This window comes from Flavobacterium sp. ASV13 (genome assembly GCF_000745775.1).
In the GTDB taxonomy this organism is placed as follows: domain Bacteria; phylum Bacteroidota; class Bacteroidia; order Flavobacteriales; family Flavobacteriaceae; genus Flavobacterium.
Genome location: NZ_JQJY01000008.1, coordinates 161,152 through 182,577 on the forward strand (window position 1 = coordinate 161,152; position 21,426 = coordinate 182,577).

16 protein-coding genes are annotated in these 21,426 nt (G+C 33.4%); 15 read left to right on the forward strand and 1 reads right to left on the reverse strand.

Translation table 11 applies throughout. The annotated features are described in order from the left end of the window. Positions 1-22: 22 nt before the first annotated feature. The 8 genes from GQ47_RS17265 (at position 23) to GQ47_RS17300 (ending at position 9,686) form a co-directional block, all read left to right on the forward strand. A complete protein-coding gene (locus GQ47_RS17265) occupies positions 23-1,339 on the forward strand; it encodes an MFS transporter (RefSeq protein WP_035651028.1) in 1,317 nt (438 codons plus the stop codon). A 100-nt stretch (positions 1,340-1,439) separates the two neighbouring features. Beyond that, positions 1,440-2,279 (forward strand): 5-dehydro-4-deoxy-D-glucuronate isomerase, encoded by an 840-nt coding sequence (gene kduI / locus GQ47_RS17270; RefSeq protein WP_081909374.1) that lies wholly within the window; start codon positions 1,440-1,442, stop codon positions 2,277-2,279. Positions 2,280-2,284: 5 nt separating this feature from the next. Beyond that, positions 2,285-3,076, forward strand: coding sequence for a gluconate 5-dehydrogenase (locus GQ47_RS17275; protein ID WP_035651032.1), 792 nt, complete (start codon positions 2,285-2,287; stop codon positions 3,074-3,076). Positions 3,077-3,101: 25 nt separating this feature from the next. After that, positions 3,102-4,505 carry a glucuronate isomerase gene (uxaC, locus tag GQ47_RS17280; protein WP_035651035.1) on the forward strand — a complete coding sequence of 468 codons (1,404 nt, stop codon included), beginning with the start codon at positions 3,102-3,104 and terminating at the stop codon, positions 4,503-4,505. 178 nt (positions 4,506-4,683) lie between these two features. Then, positions 4,684-5,706: a sugar kinase gene (locus GQ47_RS17285; RefSeq protein WP_035651398.1), complete on the forward strand. Its 1,023-nt coding sequence runs from the start codon at positions 4,684-4,686 to the stop codon at positions 5,704-5,706. A gap of 7 nt (positions 5,707-5,713) precedes the next feature. Beyond that, on the forward strand, positions 5,714-6,385 hold the full coding sequence (locus GQ47_RS17290; RefSeq protein WP_035651037.1) for a bifunctional 4-hydroxy-2-oxoglutarate aldolase/2-dehydro-3-deoxy-phosphogluconate aldolase: 672 nt from the start codon (positions 5,714-5,716) through the stop codon (positions 6,383-6,385). A 214-nt stretch (positions 6,386-6,599) separates the two neighbouring features. Then, on the forward strand, positions 6,600-8,048 hold the full coding sequence (locus tag GQ47_RS17295) for a tagaturonate reductase (protein WP_035651040.1): 1,449 nt from the start codon (positions 6,600-6,602) through the stop codon (positions 8,046-8,048). An 18-nt stretch (positions 8,049-8,066) separates the two neighbouring features. Next, complete coding sequence (locus GQ47_RS17300; RefSeq protein WP_035651042.1) at positions 8,067-9,686, forward strand: UxaA family hydrolase; 1,620 nt, start codon at positions 8,067-8,069, stop codon at positions 9,684-9,686. A 149-nt stretch (positions 9,687-9,835) separates the two neighbouring features. Here the strand turns inward: GQ47_RS17300 and GQ47_RS17305 are convergent, their stop codons facing one another. Beyond that, a complete protein-coding gene (locus GQ47_RS17305) occupies positions 9,836-10,864 on the reverse strand; it encodes a LacI family DNA-binding transcriptional regulator (protein WP_035651045.1) in 1,029 nt (342 codons plus the stop codon). 287 nt (positions 10,865-11,151) lie between these two features. Between GQ47_RS17305 and GQ47_RS17310 the strand changes: the two genes are divergently transcribed. From GQ47_RS17310 to GQ47_RS17340, 7 genes are all read left to right on the forward strand, one after another. Continuing rightward, positions 11,152-12,591, forward strand: coding sequence for a glycoside hydrolase family 28 protein (locus tag GQ47_RS17310; protein ID WP_035651048.1), 1,440 nt, complete (start codon positions 11,152-11,154; stop codon positions 12,589-12,591). Between the two features lie 211 nt (positions 12,592-12,802). Then, on the forward strand, positions 12,803-13,738 hold the full coding sequence (locus tag GQ47_RS17315; RefSeq protein ID WP_035651051.1) for an alpha/beta hydrolase: 936 nt from the start codon (positions 12,803-12,805) through the stop codon (positions 13,736-13,738). A 41-nt stretch (positions 13,739-13,779) separates the two neighbouring features. After that, positions 13,780-15,000, forward strand: coding sequence for a glycoside hydrolase family 88/105 protein (locus GQ47_RS17320; protein WP_035651402.1), 1,221 nt, complete (start codon positions 13,780-13,782; stop codon positions 14,998-15,000). Between the two features lie 146 nt (positions 15,001-15,146). Next, a complete protein-coding gene (locus tag GQ47_RS17325) occupies positions 15,147-16,745 on the forward strand; it encodes a glycoside hydrolase family 43 protein (RefSeq protein WP_051951615.1) in 1,599 nt (532 codons plus the stop codon). 213 nt (positions 16,746-16,958) lie between these two features. After that, on the forward strand, positions 16,959-18,959 hold the full coding sequence (gene pelA, locus GQ47_RS17330) for a pectate lyase (protein ID WP_035651054.1): 2,001 nt from the start codon (positions 16,959-16,961) through the stop codon (positions 18,957-18,959). Positions 18,960-18,983: 24 nt separating this feature from the next. Beyond that, a complete protein-coding gene (locus tag GQ47_RS17335; protein WP_035651056.1) occupies positions 18,984-20,333 on the forward strand; it encodes a glycoside hydrolase family 28 protein in 1,350 nt (449 codons plus the stop codon). Positions 20,334-20,402: 69 nt separating this feature from the next. Then, positions 20,403-21,146: a rhamnogalacturonan acetylesterase gene (locus GQ47_RS17340; RefSeq protein WP_035651059.1), complete on the forward strand. Its 744-nt coding sequence runs from the start codon at positions 20,403-20,405 to the stop codon at positions 21,144-21,146. Positions 21,147-21,426 lie beyond the last annotated feature (280 nt).

A 21,426-nucleotide genomic window follows, 5' to 3' on the forward strand; every position in this document is an offset into this window, starting at 1 on the left:
CCAACTAAAACCAAAAACAACCATGAATCAAGCTAATGCAGCAATAGGAAAATACCGCTGGACTATTTGTAGTTTAGTTTTTTTTGCAACGACTGTCAATTATTTAGACAGAAATGTAATAAGTTACCTTAGGCCTTTTTTAGCAGAAGCTTTTCATTGGACACCTGAACAAGAAGTTATTGATTATTCGAATATTGAATTAGCATTTAAAATTGCATATGCTCTGGGAATGCTGGTTGCAGGTGGGATTATTGATAAATTGGGTACAAAATTAGGATATGCAATTGCAACCGGTTTGTGGAGTTTGGCAGCAATTGGACATGCATTGGCAACTGGAACAGGAGGTTTTTTAATTGCTCGTGTATTTTTAGGAATTACAGAAGCAGGAAATTTTCCGGCAGCGATAAAAGCGACAGCTGAATGGTTTCCACAGAAAGAAAGGGCTCTTGCAACAGGGATTTTTAATTCAGGAAGTAATATTGGGGCAATCATTGTACCGCTTACAGTTCCTCATATTGCAGAAAAATACGGTTGGCAATGGGCTTTTATCTTAACAGGGATTGTTGGTTTTGTTTGGCTTTTATTATGGTTTTTATTGTATGAAGTGCCTCAAAAACAAAAGCGTTTATCTCAGGCTGAATTAGAATATATTATTTCAGATCAAGTTGAAATTGCTGAAGTGGATTCAACAGAAAAAGTTTCATGGATAAAACTCTTATCATTTCGTCAGACATGGGCTTTCGCAATTGGAAAACTGCTGACAGACCCAGTTTGGTGGTTTTACTTATTCTGGCTTCCTGACTTTTTAATGAAACAATACAAACTGACTGCAACTGAAATTATTTGGCCTTGTGCGCTTGTATATATGATTGGAAGTGTTGGAAGTATTGGCGGTGGCTGGCTTCCGCTGAAATTAATAAATAATAATTGGCCGGCATACAAAGCTCGTAAAACAAGTATGTTGCTCTATGCGTTTGCAGTTTTGCCGGTTTTGTTTTCACAATATCTCGGAACGATAAATATGTGGTGGGCAATTTTAGTTATTGGTTTGGCAGTTTCAGCACATCAAGCATGGAGCGCAAATATCTTTACTACAGTTTCGGATATGTTTCCTAAAAAAGCCACAGCATCTGTTACAGGAATGGGAGGAATGTTTGGTGCGCTTGGCGGTATATTACTGACTTTATTAGTGCAAAAAAACATGTTCGTTTATTATACCAAAATTGGTAAAATTGAAACGGGATACTTCATTATGTTCTGCATTTGCGGATTCTCTTATTTATTAGCGTGGCTCATCATGCATATATTGGTTCCGAAAATGAAAAAAGTAGAATTATAAAGAAAAAACAACGCTAAGTGAAATATTTTTTTGGTTTCAATTATGGTATTTCAATATAAAAAATTAAATTTGTGCAATCGATTACATTAATTTAGAAATTATGACAAAATATAGTTCAAGATACGCATCAAGCCCCGAAGCTGTAAAAAAATATGACACACAACAATTGAGAGAAGAATTCTTAATTGACGACTTAATGCAGGAAGATGAAGTGGTGTTGGTTTATTCTCATTACGATAGATATATTGCTGGATCAGCAGTTCCTGTAAAAGGAGATTTGGCTTTGGAAACAATTGATCCGTTGAAAGCGCCTTATTTTTTAGAAAGAAGAGAATTAGGTATTATTAATGTTGGAGGAAGCGGTTCTGTTGTTGTTGAAGGAACTACTTATGAGTTAGGTTTTAAAGATGCTTTGTACATCGGAAGTGGTAATAAAGAAGTAATTTTCAAAAGTACTGACGCTAAAAATCCAGCTAAGTTTTATCTTAATTCAGCACCAGCTCATACAACTTATCCAACTGTAAAAGTAAGTTTGGCTGAGGCAAATAAATTAAACTTAGGTGCAGTGGAAACAGCAAATCACCGTACAGTAAACCAAATGATTATTGGAAGTGTGGTTACAACTTGCCAACTGCAAATGGGAATGACAGAATTAAATACAGGAAGTGTTTGGAATACTATGCCAGCGCACGTGCACGATCGTAGAATGGAAGTTTATTTCTATTTAGATATTCCAGAAAACCAGGCGGTTTGTCACTTTATGGGACAGCCACAAGAAACAAGACATATCTGGATGAACAATCATCAGGCAGTTATTTCTCCGCCTTGGTCAATTCACTCTGGTTCAGGAACTAGTAATTATACTTTTATCTGGGGAATGGCAGGTGAGAATTTAGATTACGGAGATATGGATGTTTGTAAAATCACAGATTTAAGATAAGAATTATGACAAACTTATTTGATATAAATGGAAAAGTTGCGTTAATCACAGGAAGTACACACGGACTTGGAATGGCAATGGCAAAAGGATTAGGTCAAGCGGGAGCGACAATTGTGGTGAACGGAAATTCTTCTCAAGAAAAAATTGACAACGCTGTTAATGAATTGAAAAGTGAGGGAATAAATGCTGTAGGATATAAATTTAATGTAACTGAAGAAAAAGAAGTTGCAGAAGCAGTTCAAAAAATTGAAAAGGAAGTTGGTCCAATCGCTATTTTAATCAACAACGCAGGAATCATTAAAAGAATTCCGCTTCTAGAAATGGAAGTTGCTGATTTCAGAGAAGTAATTGATATTGATTTGGTAAGTCCGTTTATCGTTTCGAAGCATGTTGCAAAAGGTATGATCGAAAGAAGACAAGGGAAAATAATCAACATTTGCTCGATGATGAGTGAATTAGGAAGAAACACAGTTTCTGCTTATGCTGCAGCAAAAGGAGGCTTGAAAATGCTGACTAAAAATATGGCGACAGAATGGGCAAAATACAATGTTCAAATCAACGGAATTGGTCCTGGATATTTTGCAACGGAACAAACAAAACCTATCAGAGTTGACGGACATCCGTTTAATGATTTTATCATCAGCAGAACTCCGGCAGCAAAATGGGGTGATCCGAGTGATTTAGCTGGAGCGGCGATATTTTTGTCTTCAAAAGCAAGTGATTTTGTAAACGGTCACATTTTATACGTTGACGGTGGTATTTTGGCAACTATCGGGAAACCATCAAACGAAGAATAATTCTCAATTTTTATTAAAAGAAGACATGAGCGCGAATACATTCATAAACGATAATTTTTTATTAGAAAATAAATTTGCTGAAGAATTATATCATAATTATTCTAAAAACCAGCCAATTATTGATTACCATAATCACTTAAATCCACAGTTTATTGCCGAAGATAAAATTTTTGACAATATCACACAGGTTTGGATAAACGGTGATCACTACAAATGGCGCGCAATGCGTACATTAGGAATCAACGAACAGTTTGTAACCGGAAATGGTTCTGATAAAGATAAATTCTTGAACTGGGGAAAAACAGTTCCGTACACTATGCGTAATCCTTTGTATCACTGGACGCATTTAGAATTGGCTCGTTATTTTGATATTTATGACCTTTTGAATGAAAAATCGGCTGAGAAAATTTATATCGAAACTTCTGAAAAAATAAATTCTCCGGCTTACAGCACGCAAAATCTTCTTAAAAAAGTAAATGCTGAATTAGTTTGTACTACTGAAGATCCTATTGACAATTTGGAATTTCATAAAAAACTGACTCAAAATCCAATTGGAACTAAAATGAGTACAGCTTTCAGACCTGATAAAGCGATTTTAATTTCAAATGACGGATATAATGCCTATGTAGATACTTTAGGAGAAGTATCAGGCATCGCGATTGAAACTTATACTGATTTACGTGCAGCACTGAGAAAAAGAATTGAATTCTTTAATGCAAATGGATGTAAATTAAGCGATCACGGACTTGATCAGATTTATTTTGAAAATTTCACTGAAAATGAAGTAAGCGCAATTTTCAAAAAGAAAAGAGAAAACGGAGAATTAGCTCCAGAAGAAGCATTGAAATTCCAAAGTGCCATTTTATTGTTCTTGTCTGAAACGTATCATGAATTTGGATGGGTACAGCAGTTTCACTTAGGTGCTTTGAGAAATAATAATGCACGTATGCACAGAATTTTAGGTCCAGATACTGGATGGGATTCTATTGGAGATTATCCGCAGGCGCAAAAATTGTCTAGCTTTTTAAATGCTTTAGACAGTAAAGATAAATTATCAAAAACGATTATCTATAATTTAAATCCTGCCGATAATGAAGTAATGGCGACGATGATTGGAAATTTCAATGACGGAAGCGTTCGCGGAAAAGTACAATTTGGTTCAGGATGGTGGTTTTTAGATCAGAAAGACGGAATGACTAAGCAGTTGAACGCACTTTCAAACATGGGGTTAATCAGCTGTTTTGTTGGAATGCTAACAGATTCTAGAAGCTTTTTATCATTCCCAAGACACGAATATTTCAGACGTATTTTGTGTAATCTCCTTGGAGATGAAATTAAACGTGGAGAACTTCCAAATGATATGGAATGGATTGGGAAATTAGTTTCTGATATTTCATACAACAACGCTAAAGAATATTTCAAATTTTAATTTTTTTTAACCATTAAGGCATTAAGAAAATTAAGTTTTTGGTTTATTAAATAGTTACTTAAATAATGAAGATAATTAAGCGAGTGCGCTTAATAAACTTAACCTTTAATCGCAAAGAGAACATAAAGTAAAGCTTAATTTTCTTAATGCCTTAATGGTAAAATTAAAAATAAAAAAAATGAGTAGAGTAGTTTCATTTGGAGAAATTATGTTGCGTCTATCTACAGAAAGACATTTACGTTTTTCGCAATCTACAGCATTTGGTGCTACGTACGGAGGTGGAGAATTTAATGTAGCAGTTTCTTTAGCAAATTATGGCGTGAATGCAGAATTCGTTACAAGATTACCGGAAAATGAAATTGGTTTTTCGGCATTAAAAGAAATCCGAAAAATGAATGTCGAGTCTAAAAACATTGTTTACGGAGGAGAACGTTTAGGGATTTATTTTCTTGAAACAGGTGCAGGAACCCGCGGAAGCAATGTAGTTTACGATCGTGCGCACAGTTCGATGGCAACTATTCAAAAAGGAAATATTGACTGGGATAAAGTTTTAGATGGTGCCGAATGGTTTCATTGGAGCGGTATAACGCCAGCAATTTCTGAAAGTGCTGCTGAAGCTTGTTTAGAAGCAATTAAAGTCGCTCACAAAAAAGGAATTACTATTTCCTGCGATTTAAATTATAGATCAAAATTGTGGCAATACGGAAAAACGCCAAGCGAAGTAATGCCAGAAATGCTAAAATACAGCAATGTGATTTTAGGAGATATTGATACGGCTTATTTTATGTTAGGAATCCCTAAAGTAAATCCTAATTATCAGGACGAAAAAACACTTCCGGCGGTATATGATAAATTGTTCGAATTGATTCCGAATCTTAAAGTTGTGGCAACGACATTACGCTATTCTGTTAGTGCTTCGCATCAAAGAATTGGCGGGATTTTATACGACGGAAAAGCAATTTACAGCGCTGCAGTTAAAGAAGTAACGCCTGTAGTTGACCGTGTAGGAAGTGGAGATGCTTTTATGGGCGGATTAATTTATGGTTTGCTACAATATCAAAATAATAATCAGAGAGCTTTGGATTTTGCCGTTGCTGCTTGTTGCTTAAAACATACAATTGCCGGTGATTATAACTTGGTAACATTAAAAGAAGTTGAAAATATGATTGATGGCGATGGTTCGGCATTAGTTTCAAGATAAAATAAAAATGGCAAAATATTCAAGAATTGAAGTAGCACAGCAAATGAAAGAAAACGGAATGGTTCCGTTATTTTTTCATTCTGATATAGAATTAAGCAAAAAGGTTTTAAAAGCTTGTTATGATGGTGGTTCACGTTTAATGGAATTTACGAGCAGAGGCGATTTTGCCCATGAAGTTTTTGGTGAATTGAACAAATATGCATTAGCAGAATTACCTGGAATGATGTTAGGAGTTGGTTCGATAACAGATGCAGCTTCAGCTTCACTTTATATGAGTTTGGGCGCAAATTTTATTGTAACTCCAGTTTTTAGAGAAGATATTGCAATTGCTTGTAATCGTCGTAAAGTATTGTGGTCGCCAGGTTGCGGAACGCTTACTGAAATTGCAAGAGCGGAAGAATTAGGTTGTGAAATTGTGAAATTGTTTCCAGCGGATATTTACGGACCAGAATTCATCAAAGCAATAAAAGGACCATGTCCTTGGACAAACATTATGCCAACTGGAGGTGTTTATCCAACGGTTGAAAGTTTAAGTTCTTGGTTAAATGCCGGAGCAACTTGCGTGGGTCTTGGTTCACAATTGATTTCAAAAGATATATTGGATAAACAAGATTTTGACGGTTTACAGACTAAAGTAAGTCAAGTTTTGGAGATCATTAAAAATATTAAAAATAAATAGGGAATAATCATACCAGTTCCTTATTTGGCATGCGGTTTTTTTTAGAGTTTTAGATGTTGTAATTGAGCATTACGCTTGCAAAATAAATCTTGTCACTCCTCACAGCAGGATTTATTTACTCTTTCAGGTGTAATGTTTCTTTTACAATATAAAGCCGAGAAAAAATGAATAAGGTAATGAAGATGGTTATTTATAACGCTCAAATGAATTTATAATGGAAAAAATAAACAGATCAAATACGGAGTTTTCACATAGACTTCCGATAAAAATAGTGCAGTTTGGAGAGGGAAATTTCTTGAGAGCTTTTGTAGAATATGCTTTTCAGGAATTAAATAAAAAAGCAGATTTCAATGCTGGAATTGCAGTTGTACAGCCTATTGACAGAGGATTAGTGAACATGATTAATGATCAGGACGGTCTGTATACTTTATTCATGAAAGGTGTTAAAAAAGGTGAGGAAATTCAGGAAAAAGAATTGATTACAAATATTGTAAAAGCGGTTGATCCTTATGCTTCTTTTCAGGAATTTTTGTCTTTAGCCAAAGAAGAAGAATTAGAATTTATTATTTCTAATACAACTGAAGCTGGAATAGAATATATTGAGTCTGATAAACCTACTATGCAGCCTCCAGTTTCTTTTCCTGCAAAATTAACCGTACTTTTACATGAAAGATTTAAGCATTTTAATGGCGATAAATCAAAGGCTCTAACAATTATTCCTTGTGAGTTAATTAATTATAATTCAGATACTTTAAAGGAAATTGTTTTGAAATATAGCAATGATTGGAATCTTGGAGAAGATTTTAAATCATGGCTAACTAACGATTGTTCTTTTCATAATACTTTAGTTGACAGAATTGTTCCTGGGTATCCAAAAGACCAAATCGAAGAATACAATAGTCAGCTTCTTTACAAAGATGATTTGATTGTAAGTGCTGAAAGTTTCTTTTTATGGGTTATTGAAGGAGATGACAAATTAAAAGCGAAACTTCCGTTTGAAAAAACAGATTTAGATGTGAAAATTGTGGCTGATATGCAGCCGTACCGTACGCGTAAAGTTAGAATTTTGAATGGTGCACACACTGCAATGGTGCCATTTTCATTGCTTTACGGAAACGAAACTGTAAAAGAAACTGTTGACAATGCCTTTACTGGAGAATTTGTAAATAAAGCAGTTTTTGACGAGATTAATGAGACTTTAAATATGGATAAAGCGGAATTGGCTAGTTTTTCTGAAGAAATATTAGACCGTTTCAGGAACCCATTTATAAAGCATTTATTGTCTTCTATTGCTTTAAATTCTATTTCTAAATTTAAAGTCCGTGTATTACCAAGTTTAACGGGATATGTTGATGTTCATCATAAATTACCGGTTCATTTAACTTTTGCATTTGCGTGTTTAATTCGTTTTTATAAAGGTACTTGGAAAGGTGAAAGCTTGCCAGTTCAAGACAGTGAGGATATTGTTTCGTTCTTTAACGGACTTTGGACGTCAGATGATTATAATAAAATAGCAAGATTGACTTTGCAAAATAAAAACTTCTGGGATGAAGATTTGACTGAAATTCCTTCTCTTACAGAATCAATTGCAAAAGCTTTAGAAGAAATTGATGCAAATGGAGTTGAGCAAGGCTTCATCAATTTTCAAAAACAATTAAATTAAGAATTACATACGATAGTTATGGCAACGCAAAAAAAATTAATAAAAGTCAACCCGGCAGATAACGTAATTGTCGCTTTAACCGATTTGGTACAAAACGAACAAATTATGTTTGAAGGAACCACTGTCTCGCCAACAACTGATGTTAAAGCAAAACATAAAATCGCAGAGAAAGATTTTTCAATTGGTAATGATATTATAATGTATGGTGTTTTGGTTGGAAAAGCTGCTAAACCTATAAAAAAAGGAGAAGTAATTACCACCGAAAATGTAAAACATCAAAGTGAAAAAGTTTTTGGTAAAAACGGAAATTTAGGTTGGACTCCACCAAATGTAGATCGTTGGAAAGACAAAACTTTCAACGGATACCACCGTACTGATGGACAAGTTGGAACCAAAAACGTTTGGTTGTTTTTTCCATTGGTTTTTTGCGAAAACAAAAATATCGAAAAACTGAAAGATATTTTTGAAAATGAATTAATGCCCAAAAAAGAAGTTTCTTATAAAAATTTGTTGCGCTCCTTAATTGAAGAAAAAAGCGTAGAAGAAGTTTCGAGTAAAAATTTAAATGAAAATCTTTTAGATAATGTCGAAGTAAAATTTATCAATCATCAAGGTGGTTGTGGAGGGATTCGACAAGATTCAGAATTGTTGGCAAAACTGCTTGCAGGATATGTGAACAACCCAAATGTTGCAGGTGCAACTGTTTTAAGTTTAGGTTGCCAAAATTTGCAAGTTGATATTTTTAAAAAGGCATTGAAAGAAATGAGTCCGAATAGTGATAAAGAAATTTTGATCTATGAGCAACAACAAATTGGAACTACTGATCAAATGTTTCAAATGGTGATTAAAGATTCTTATGAAGCCATTAAAAGAGCCAACAAAATTGAACGCAAACCTGCTCCTCTTTCAAAGCTAAGTATTGGTTTAGAATGTGGAGGGTCTGACGGATTTTCCGGAATTTCTGCTAATCCGGCATTAGGAATTGTTTCAGATATTTTTGCGGCTTTGGGTGGGAAAACAATTTTGGCAGAGTTTCCAGAATTATGTGGCGTTGAGCAAGAATTGATGAATAGATGTGTGGACGAAGAAAAAGCAGATAAGTTTTTAACTTTAATGAAAGCTTTTGAAAAATCAGTTGTAGATGCAGGTTCAGGGTTTGATATGAATCCATCTCCGGGAAACATCAAAGACGGATTAATTACAGATGCAATGAAATCTGCTGGCGCAGCTAAAAAAGGTGGAACTTCACCTGTTGTAGATGTTTTAGATTACGGAGAATATATTTCAAAACCAGGATTAAATCTTTTAAATACGCCAGGAAATGACGCAGAATGTACCACAGGATTGGTTGGATCGGGCGCAACAGTTGTTTTATTTACCACAGGTTTAGGAAATCCGATGGGAAATCCGATTGCACCCGTTGTAAAAATTTCTTCGAATACGGCATTAATTAATAGAATGTCTGATATTATCGATGTAAATGCCGGAACGGTGATTACTGGTGAAAAAACCATTACGGAGGTTGGAGCAGAAATAGTAGATTACATTATAGAATTGGCGAGCGGAAACGTGGAAACAAAAGCAGACCAGTTGAAACAAGATGTATTTATTCCTTGGAAAAGAGGAGTTTCATTGTAGTTTTTTAGGCTCAAAGTTACAAAGATACAAAGTGACAAAGTTTTATATGTAGAGACGCACGGTAGTGCGTCTTTTTTTTTGTCTATATATAGACAAAAAAATAAGCCCACTTTTAAATGGGCTTATATAACTTATATGGTGAAAAAAAATTAGAAGTTTGTTCTCGAAGAAGACTTACGAATATGTAATTCTGGTGCAAGAACTACCTTTTTCTCAATTTTGATCGTCTCTGTTTTGTCTACTTGTTCTAAGAAAACTCGGGCTGACATTTTACCCATTTCAAGAGGCGATTGATCAACAGAAGTAATTGATAATTCCATGAATTTAGTAAAAGGTTCGTTACTGAAGCCCGCCACACAAAACTCTTTAGGAATACTGATATTTCTTTCTTTAAGTTCTTGAATAGCACCTAAAGCAGCAAAATCACTGGCAGAAAATAAAGCATCGGGAGGAGTGTCTAACGCTAATAAAGTATCAATTGCTTCTTTTCCGGCATCAACACTACTTTTAGTGTGAATTACATATTCTTCTTTAAAGGTCATTCCGTTGTCAAGTAATGCTTGTTTATAACCTAAAAACCTGTTTTTGAAGATTTCAAGAGATTGATCTCCTGAAAAGTGAGCAATTGCACGGCAACCTTCATTTATTAAATGTTTGGTTGCTACATATCCTCCTTTAAAATCATTAATAGTGACAGAGCTTACTCCGTCTATATGTTTGCTTCGGTCAAAAAAGATTAATGGTACATTTTTCTCCAAAACATAATGAAAAGCCCCATCATTCTCGTCAGTAACATCAGTAACTGACATCATAATACCATCGACTTGTGCATCGATTAAAGTATAAAGATTTTCATTTTCCCTTTTTGGACTTTCATGCGTCTGGCAAATGATAACCTGATAACCATGTGGATGAAGTTCTTCTTCAATTCCTCTAATGACAGATGCGAAAAAGTTGCTGTCAATACGAGGAACAATAACACCGATATTATTGCTTCTTCCGCTTTTTAATGCTAAAGCAAGTTTGTTTTGCTTATAGTTCATTGATGCAGCGGTTTTAATAACCAGTTCCCTTGTGCTTTCCTTTATTTTTGGATTATTATTTAAAGCTCTGGAAACAGTGGCAGCAGTGATATTCAATTTCTTGGCAATATCATAAATGGTTATTTTTTCGCTCATTCAAAAAGGTTTTCAGAATTAATTTAAGACAAAAATACATTTTTTTTATATATCTCAATATTTTTTGTTATCGATTACATAATTAATAACTAAAACGTTTGCAACTCTGTAATGATAAAAAATTATGTGTTTTTTTATCATAACTGTAATTATAATTGCAAATAAAAATTAAATATATAAATTATTTCTAAATAAATTTGTTCTGTAGAAACAAATTTTATACTTTCGTGTAATCGATTACATAATACAAGACTATTTGCTCGCTTAAATTATAAATTACTGTGTAAATGATTACAAATAAGAATATAGCGTTAAAAACATTCTCCTTTCTTGGAGTATTTTCTTTGCTTCTACTATCATGCGGAAAACAAGTTTCGGGCGTTTCTGAAACTGATCCATGGAAAAAGATGGAATTAATTGTAAAAAGTATACCAGATACACATTTTATAAATAAGACTTATAATATAAATGATTTTGGAGCTGTTGCAGACGGAAAAACGATGAATACGCTTGCATTCGAAAAAGCAATTAAAGAATGCGCAGCAAATGGAGGTGGTAAGGTTTTAGTTCCAAATGGAAAATATTTGACAGGACCAATTCATTTAGAAAGCAATGTGAACTTACATTTAGAAGATAAGGCTGAAATTCTTTTCAGTACAAATCCTAAAGATTATCCTTTGATTCATACTTCATGGGAAGGAACAGAATTAATGAATCATTCACCACTAATTTATGCAAAAAACAAAACGAATGTTGCTATAACGGGAAAAGGAACTTTAAACGGACAAGCAAATAATACAAATTGGTGGCCTTGGTGTGGAAGTAAAAGATATGGTTGGGACAAAGGACAGCCATCGCAACATGATCCATTAAATCGTGATAATTTGGTTGAAATGGCTGAAAAAAATGTTCCGGTTGCAGAACGTGTATTTGGCGAAGGACATTATTTGCGCCCTAATTTTATTGAGTTTTTCGAATGCAATACGGTTTTAGTAAAAGATATCACGGTTGTTAATGCGCCATTTTGGATTTTGCATCCGCTAAAATCGAATAATGTAATTATTGATGGCGTTACAGTAAACAGCCATGGACCGAATAACGACGGCTGTGATCCTGAATATTCTCAAAATGTAATTATAAAAAACTGCACTTTTAATACTGGCGATGATTGTATTGCAATTAAATCGGGGAGAGATGCTGATGGTAGAAGAGTTGGAATTCCGAGTAAAAATATCATTGTTCAAAACTGTAAAATGATTGACGGCCACGGCGGTGTTGTTATGGGAAGCGAAATTACAGCTGGAGTAAACAATGTCTACGTTGAAAATTGTGTGATGGATAGTCCGGAATTGGATCGTGCCATAAGAATCAAAACAAATTCGAAACGTGGTGGAACGACAGAAGATATTTATGTTAGAAATATTGAAGTTGGAACCGTAAAAGAATGTGTTTTGAGAGTGACAATGTTTTATGATATATACGGCAGTCAAGTTGGGAATTATATTCCAGCAATTAAAAATATAAGCCTTGAAAATGTCAAGGTTAAAAATGGCGGAAAATTTGGGATTTTGGCCGATGGTTACAAAGAATCTCCAATTGAAAACATAACATTTAAAGACGTTACAATCACAAAAGTAGATTCTGTTTATTCTCTGAAAAATGTGAAAAGGGTAAATTTTATAAATACCTACATCAACGGAAAAAAAATGGAATCCATTAAAAATTAAACCACTTAATTATACTTTATAACCAAACCAATTTGTAAACTTTCAATAATTATCAAATGAAATAAAAAGCAGTTTTGTTTTTTTATTTTTCGAAAATCTTGGTTAGTAATGATTTGATAATTTTTTCGAAAGTTGTTTTTTGAAGTTGTTAAAAAAGGAGTTTGGTCAAGTACCGAACTCCTTTCTTAACTAAAAAACTAGAAGCTTAGAAATGAAAAAGAAAATATTGTTTTTATTACTGCTTTTAAATGCTGCAACGGTTCAGAGCCAATACAGTATTGATACTTCATATACGGTGAAAAGTACTTACAATAAATTGATTAAAAAATATCCTTTTATCACGATTGCAACTGAAAAAAAGGTTAATAACGTTAGTCAGATTAATGATCTTGTTTATAATCAAATAGCGAAAAGAGCTTTGCATTTAGATGCTTATTTTTATACATCAAAAAAAGCAAATCCGGCTGTAATTATGATACATGGCGGTGGTTGGAGATCTGGAAATAAAAGTCAAATGCAAATTATGGCGCAGGAAATTGCAGCAAAAGGATATGCTTGTTTTCCGGTTGAGTACAGATTATCTTTAGAAGCAAAATATCCAGATGCGGTTTATGATGTAAAAAATGCTATAAAGTTCATAAAAGATAATGCGAAAAAATTCCATGTTGATCCCAATAAGATAGCAGTTTTAGGATGTTCTTCTGGCGGTCAAATGGCGGCTTTGATTGGTACAACAAACAACAATACAGCCTTTGAAGATTCAGATTTTAAAAGCAAATCTTCTTCAAAAGTAAATGCCATTATTGATGTTGATGGAATTCTGGCTTTTAAGCATCCAGAATCTCAAGAAGGAGAAATGGCATCGTTTTGGTTAAAAGGAACTTATGAAGAAAATCCTGAAAACTGGAAAAACGCTTCAGCTCTAACTCATACAGATAAAAATACGCCTCCAGTTCTTTTCATAAATAGCAGTTTTGATAGATTTCATGCCGGAAGAGATGATATGATTGCGATTCTAAATCAGAATAACATTTATAACGAAGTAAAAACGATTAAAGATTCTCCACATTCATTTTGGTTTTTTCAGCCTTGGTTTGATGAGATGATGAATTATACAATACCATTTTTAGACAAAATATTTAAATAATAATAAAACGAATGATAGCAAAAATTAAAATATATTTTAAAATGGAAAATAATAGAAAACTTAAATATTTAGCCTCGACAGCAATGGCTTGTTTTATGCTTTTTACAAGCTCTAAAGCAATTTCGCAAGAAACAGTTGCCAAAGATATTGTGATTTCAAAAAACGCAAAATGGTCAGATAAAATGGCTTTGACTTTGATGAAGCGCCATCCTGAATCGTATATGATTGATGATTCAAAAGCGCCGAAATGGGATTATGTACACGGTCTGGTTTTGCATGGTTTTGAAGAACTTTATAAAAAAAATCCAGATCCAAGATATCCAATTTATGTAAAAGGATATGTTGATGCATTAGTTCAAAATGACGGAACGATTAAGTCGTATGAATTAGATAAATACAATATTGACATGGTTGTTTCTGGCCGTCTGCTTTTTAATATTTATGAAACAACAAAAGAAGAAAAATATTTAAAAGCGATGCAACTTCTTCGCAAACAATTATCAGAACAACCAAGAACACCTGAAGGCGGATTTTGGCATAAAAACATTTATCCAAATCAAATGTGGTTAGATGGTTTATACATGGGAGAACCATTTTACGCTCAATACACAGTAACTTTTGAAAACGGAAAATACTTAGATGATGTTGCAAAACAATTCGAAGAAATTCAGCTTCACGCAACTGATCCAAAAACAGGATTATTATATCATGGCTGGGATTCAAGCAAAAAAATGCCATGGGCAAACAAAGACACTGGAAACTCGCCAAACTTTTGGTCAAGAGCTTTAGGCTGGTACGTTATGGCACTTGTTGATGTTTTAGATTATTTCCCAAAAGAGCATCCAAAACACAAAGAATTAGTTGGATATCTTAATAATGCTGCAGCAAGTATCGCAAAATTTCAGGATAAATCTGGTTTATGGTATCAAGTGACTGATAAAGGAAATAAAGAAGGAAATTATCTTGAAGCTTCTGGATCTTCGATGTTTGCTTATGCTTTTGCAAAGGGAGCAAATAAAGGTTATTTGCCTGCAAAATATAAAAAAATAGCTAACAAAGCATTTGACGGATTAACAACAAAACTAATGAAAGTTGATGCCGATGGTGGTATTACTTTGACTCAGGCTTGCCAGGTTGCTGGTTTGGGAGGAACCCCTTACAGAGATGGTTCTTATGAATATTATGTGAAAGAGAAAAAGAAAGATAATGATCCAAAAGCAACCGGACCATTTATTTTAGCAGCTTTAGAGTTAAATAGATAAGTGTTTAAAAATCAATTTCTTAATTATAAGAAGCTGTTTCCCGCTATCGCGGAACAAAAAGGATACCGGCTCTATCGGGGCTAGGGCATTCGGTTTCAAAAGAAAGTTTTTGAATTCAAAAGATGCATCAAAAAATCATATTAAAAATGAAAAATATAAAATTCCTCTTTCTTTTATTATCGGCCATGTCTGCGCAGCAAAATTTTTCGCAGGTTTGGGTGCCAGACAATGGAGATGGAACTTATACAAACCCAATAATTCATGCTGATTATTCAGATCCAGATGTAGTAAGGGCAGGAGATGATTTTTATATGACGGCATCGTCGTTCAATTGTATTCCCGGATTACCAATTTTGCATTCTAAAGATTTGGTTAACTGGAAAATTATCGGGCATGCGCTTATCAAACAAACGCCAACAGAAACTTTTGATAAAGTCCAGCACGGAAACGGAGTTTGGGCGCCAAGCATAAATTTTCATAACAATGAATTTTATATTTATTACCCCGATCCAGATTTCGGAATTTACATGATTAAAGCCCAAAAAGCAGAAGGTCCTTGGTCAGAACCGGTTTTGGTTAAAGCCGGAACAGGACTTATAGATCCGAGTCCGTTGTGGGATGACGACGGCAAAGTTTATTTAGTTCATGCTTTTGCCGGAAGCCGTGCAAAAATTAAAAGTTTGCTTGTAGTCTGCAGCATGAATGCCGAAGGAACAGCTACAAACAATGATGAAGTCATGGTGATTGACGGTCATGATGGAGAAGGAACAATTGAAGGCCCAAAGTTTTATAAGCGAAACAATTATTATTACATTTTTGCGCCAGCAGGAGGAGTTTCTACAGGTTGGCAGACGGTTTTAAGATCAAAAAATGTTTTTGGCCCGTATGAGAAGAAAAAAGTTTTAGAACAAGGCAAAACCAATATAAACGGTCCACATCAAGGAGCATGGGTGCAGACGCAAACCGGCGAAGATTGGTTTATACATTTTCAAGATAAAGGTGCTTACGGAAGAATCGTCCATTTGCAACCAATGAAATGGGAAAATGATTGGCCTGTAATGGGACAAGATTTTGATAAAAATGGAATTGGCGAACCTGTAACGACTTTTAAAAAACCCAATGTAGGAAAAAAATATCCTATTGAAACTCCATCGGAATCAGATGAGTTTAATTTGCCAAAATTAGGCTTGCAATGGCAATGGCAGGCAAATGCTCAAAATAATTGGGGTTTTCCAACAAGTTTAGGTTATTTAAGCTTGTACTGTGTTCCAACAATAAAAGACAGTAAGAAAATTTTTGAAGCGCCAAATTTGCTTCTTCAAAAATTCCCTGCGGAAGAATTCATCGCAACGACAAAAATAACTTTCAACACAAGATTAAATGGCGAAACGACCGGTTTGATCATTATGGGATTAGATTACAGTTATTTGAATTTAAAAAATGATAATGGTAAATTGTATTTGAATCAAAAAACAGGAACTTTCGATAAGAAAATTGAGGAGACAGAAACAAATCCAATTTTGATTCCGAACGATACAATTTATTTGAGAGTCAAAATTAAAAAAGGAGGAATCTGTAGTTTTTATTATAGTTTGGATGATAAAAAATATCAAGCAATAGGAAATGATTTTATTTCAAAAGAAGGAAAATGGATTGGCGCTAAAGTTGGTCTTTTTGCTTTGAGCGAAAAAATCACCAACGATTCTGGAAATGTTGCGGTCGATTGGTTTCGAGTAACAAAATAAAAAAGTGCTAAGATGCAATTTTTTTCGAATTTTCAAAAAAATGACCTTCATAAACTGTTTTTAAGGGAAAAACTTAAAAAAGTAATACTTAAATATATTTTGTAAGAAAAGGATTTCTTTAAGTGTGTTTAAAATGGTTTTTGAAATTTTTTGTTATTCAAAAATTAATATTTCGGCGTTGAAAATAAATAATAAGAGTTAAAAGAGATTAAAATGATTCAACTAAAAAAAATAGCGGTACTTTTTGTGTTAGTTTTTAGCATTGCGCTAAATGCTCAAAATACGTATAAAAACTGGCCTGATATTATTCGTAAAAATGAATCATCTTGGTTTGGTTCAGAGGAGGCAAAAAAAATTGCCGAAAACGTTTTGCTTTATCAGAGAAATATTGGCGGATGGCCAAAAAATATTCAGATGCAGAATGAACTTTCTCCAGCTCAGAAAAAAGATTTAATTACTCTTAAAAAAACAGCTGTAGAAACCACAACTGATAATGGTGCAACATGCCAGGAAATGCTTTTTATGTCCAGAATGTATGCTCAGGTAAAAGATGAACGTTATAAAGAATCATTTTTAAAAGGAATAAATTATTTATTAGAAGCACAATATGCAAACGGCGGCTGGCCTCAGTTTTATCCATTAAAAAAAGGATATTATACGCATATTACTTACAATGATGATTCGATGGTAAACATTTTGAACGTCATGAAACAAATTAGTGAAGAAACTGATTTTTATAGCATTAAACCATCAAAAGAAATTATTGAAAAATGCAAAAAAGCATTTGATAAAGGAATTGACTGTATTTTGAAAACACAATACAAACAAAATGGTGTTTTAACGGCTTGGTGCGCACAGCATGATGAAATTACTCTTGCTCCTGCAAATGCAAGAGCATTTGAATTAGCTTCATTAAGCGGCTATGAATCTACAAAAATAGTATTGCTTTTAATGTCAATTGAAAAGCCTTCAAGAGAAATTGTTACCGCAGTAAAAAGCGCTGTAGCTTGGTTTGAAAAGACAAAAATCACAAATTTAGAAGAAAAGAGAATTTTAAACGACGAAGGAAAAATTATAGATAAAAAGATGATTCCAGCCACAAATGCTGGGCCAATTTGGGCAAGATTTATGGATTTAGAAACTAATGAACCGTTCTTTTGCGATCGCGACGGAATCAGGAAAAAATCGTTAGATCAAATTGGTTCTGAAAGGAGAAATGGCTATTCCTGGTATTCTGACGCACCAAAAGAAGTACTAAAAAAATACCCTGCTTGGGCAATTAAAAACGGAACAAAAGTTTCTTCAGCGGATAAAAAAAATGTTACACTGATTACTGTAGCACAAGATGGTTCAGGAGATTTTACTAAAATTCAGGATGCCGTTTATGCCTGTCCGGCCTTTCCTTATGAAAGAGTAACCATTGCAGTAAAAAACGGAATTTATAATGAAAAAGTCCGAATTCCTGAGTGGAATACAAATGTGGTGCTGCAAGGAGAAAGCAAAGAAAAAACCATTATTACTTTTGATGATAATTTTTCGAAAATCAACTTAGGACGTAACAGCACTTTTTATACTTATACTGTTTTGGTAGAAGGAGATGATTTTTCTGCATCAAATCTTACGATTAAAAATGCTTCCGGTGATAATGGCCAAGGAATTGCTTTATCAGTTGTTGCCAATCGTGCCAAAATTTCAAACTGCAATATTCTTGGAAATCAGGATACTTTATATTTATCGGGAAAAGAAGCAAAGCAATATTTTGTAAATTGTTATATCGAGGGCACAACAGATTTTATTTTTGGAAGTGCAACTGCCTTTTTTGAAAATTGTGAAATTCACAGCATAAAAAATTCCTATATAACTGCCGCTTCAACGCCTGAAGGAACTCCTTTCGGTTTTGTTTTTAAAAATTGCAAATTAACTGCTGAACCATCCGCAGATGCGGTTTATTTAGGAAGACCTTGGCGTATTTATGCCAAAACGGTTTTCTTAAATTGTGAACTAAACAGACATATTAAGCCAGAAGGCTGGGAAAATTGGTCAAAACCTGAAGCTGAAAAAAATGCTTTTTATGCCGAATACAATTGCAGTGGAGAAGGATTTCAGCCTACTAAGAGAATTTCATGGTCGCATCAGTTAAAAAAGGATGAAGCTGAAAAATACACATTAGAAACTATTTTGAAAGATGACATTCCAACTTGGTATTCAAAGTAAATTCTAATTTTAAAATGTTTTATTATGAGTTTTAAAGTGCTTTTATTTTTATTAATTTCTACTGTTTCTTTTGCTCAAAACAGCGAATTTCCATCTGCAAAAGTAGATTCAATTGTAAAAAGAATTCAGTTGCCAATTATTCCTTCTTATCAGATTAACATCCTAAAACTTGGAGCAAAAGGAGATTCAGTTACAAACAATAAATCTTTTTTTGATAAGGCAATGTTGTTATGCAAAAAGAATAATGGCGGAACCATAATTGTGCCAAAAGGAATTTATAAAATTAATGGTCCAATTCATTTTGTCAGCAATGTTAATCTTAAAATAGAAAAAGGGGCAAAAATAAAATTCAGTGATACCCCGAAAGATTATCTTCCAATGGTTTTAACAAGTTGGGAAGGTACAATCTTGTATAATTATAGTCCGCTTATTTATGCTAATGAATGCTCAAATATTGCAATTACAGGTGAAGGAGTTATTGATGGCGAAGGAGGAAATATTTGGAAGAGTTTTAAAGCAAAAGAAGAAGCAGGTAAAAATAGAAGCCGTGAAATGAATCATAATAATGTCGTATTAAATGATAGAAAGTTTGGTGAAGGCTACTTTTTGCGTCCGCAAATGATCCAATTTTTTAATTGCAAAAATGTATTAGTTGAAAATGTCAGAATTGAGAATTCTCCATTTTGGTGTCTGCATTTATTAAAATCGCTAAGTATTACAATTCGCGGAATAAGTTATAAATCCTTAAATTATAATAACGACGGTATTGACCCGGAATATTCTAAAAATGTTTTAATTGAAAATGTGACTTTTAATAATGGTGATGATAATGTAGCTGTCAAAGCAGGTAGAGATCATGAAGGGCGTGCTAATACAACAACACCAAGCGAAAATATTATAATTAGGAACTGTAACTTTAAAGGACTTCACGGTGTTGTGATAGGCAGTGAAATGTCAGCTGGAGTTCAAAATGTATTTGTAGAGAATTGTAAAACGATTGGTTACTTAAAAAGAGGTATTTACTTGAAGACAAATGCAGACAGAGGAGGTTTTATTAAAAATATTTTCGTTAGAAATATTCAGTTGGATGAAGTTGAAGATTGTATATATATAACAGCCAATTATCATGGAGAAGGAAGCGGTTTTCAATCGGATATTTCAAATGTGCATTTCTCAGATATTACTTGTAATAAAGCATCAGAAAGCGGAATCGTAATTCAGGGATTTCCAGATAAAAAAATTAGAAACATATCTTTAAAGAATATTGAGATAAAATCAGCTAAAAATGCACTTTCAAACGAAAATGCCGAAAATGTTTTAATGACAGATGTTTTTATTGGAAAAAAAGCATCAGTGCCAACGGCAGCAAAATAAGTTTTAAAGACGCTAAGATTCTAAGGTTCTGAAATCCTCACATACTGACGATAATTAAAAATAACAAAAATGAAAAAATATCTTCTTATAGCATTCCTAATCACATCGGTAAGTTTTGGACAAAAATCAACGCTTTATTGCATTGGCGATTCAACAATGGCAAGTAAAAAAGACCCAGATCGTAATCCAGAACATGGCTGGGCTCAGGTTCTGCAATCTTTTTTTAAGGATGATATTACAGTTGTAAATAAAGCAGTAAATGGTCGAAGTTCAAAAAGTTTTATTAATGAAAAACGCTGGGATTCTATTTATAAAAAACTAAAAAAAGGAGATTATGTTTTTATAGAATTTGGGCATAACGATGAAAAAATTGAAGATTCCACTCGCTACACAAATCCGCATACTGCTTATCGATATAACTTAATTAAATTTATTAATGAAAGTAGGGAAAAAGGAGCGACCCCAATTTTATTGACTTCAATTGCCCGACGTAATTTTAATGAAAAAGGTGTTTTGGTTCCTACGCATGGAGATTATCCTTTAGAAACGCGATTGGTGGCTCAAGAATATAAAGTACCTTTCATAGATTTAGAATATTACACAGAATTGTTAGAGCAGTCTTATGGCCCAGAAAAATCAAAATTGCTCCATTTGCATTTCAAAGTTGGAGAAGTTCCTTATTATAAGGATGAAAAAAAAGACGATACGCATCTCTCTTTATTAGGGGCAAATAAAATTGCACAAATTGTAATAAATCAGATTAAAACTTTAAAAGATTCTTCTCTCATTACACTTCAAAAAGGAATAAAATAATATTCCTTTCTTCTTTTTTATAAAAATTAATAAATTATTATTGTAATTTATTGATTTTCAGTAATTTTGATAGATGTTCGGATTTTTATTCTGAATTGTATATTTCTATCTGCTCTTAAATTAACTGTTTTTCTTAAAAGCAGTTGGATGTATTCTATTATAAGCCCTATGAGTTTATATCTTCATGAAACAAGTATTTTACATATTTGTTTCATTATTAATTGCCTTTATTTTCATTTTAGTTTCGAATAATCAAAAGATACCTTCAAAGTCATTTGAT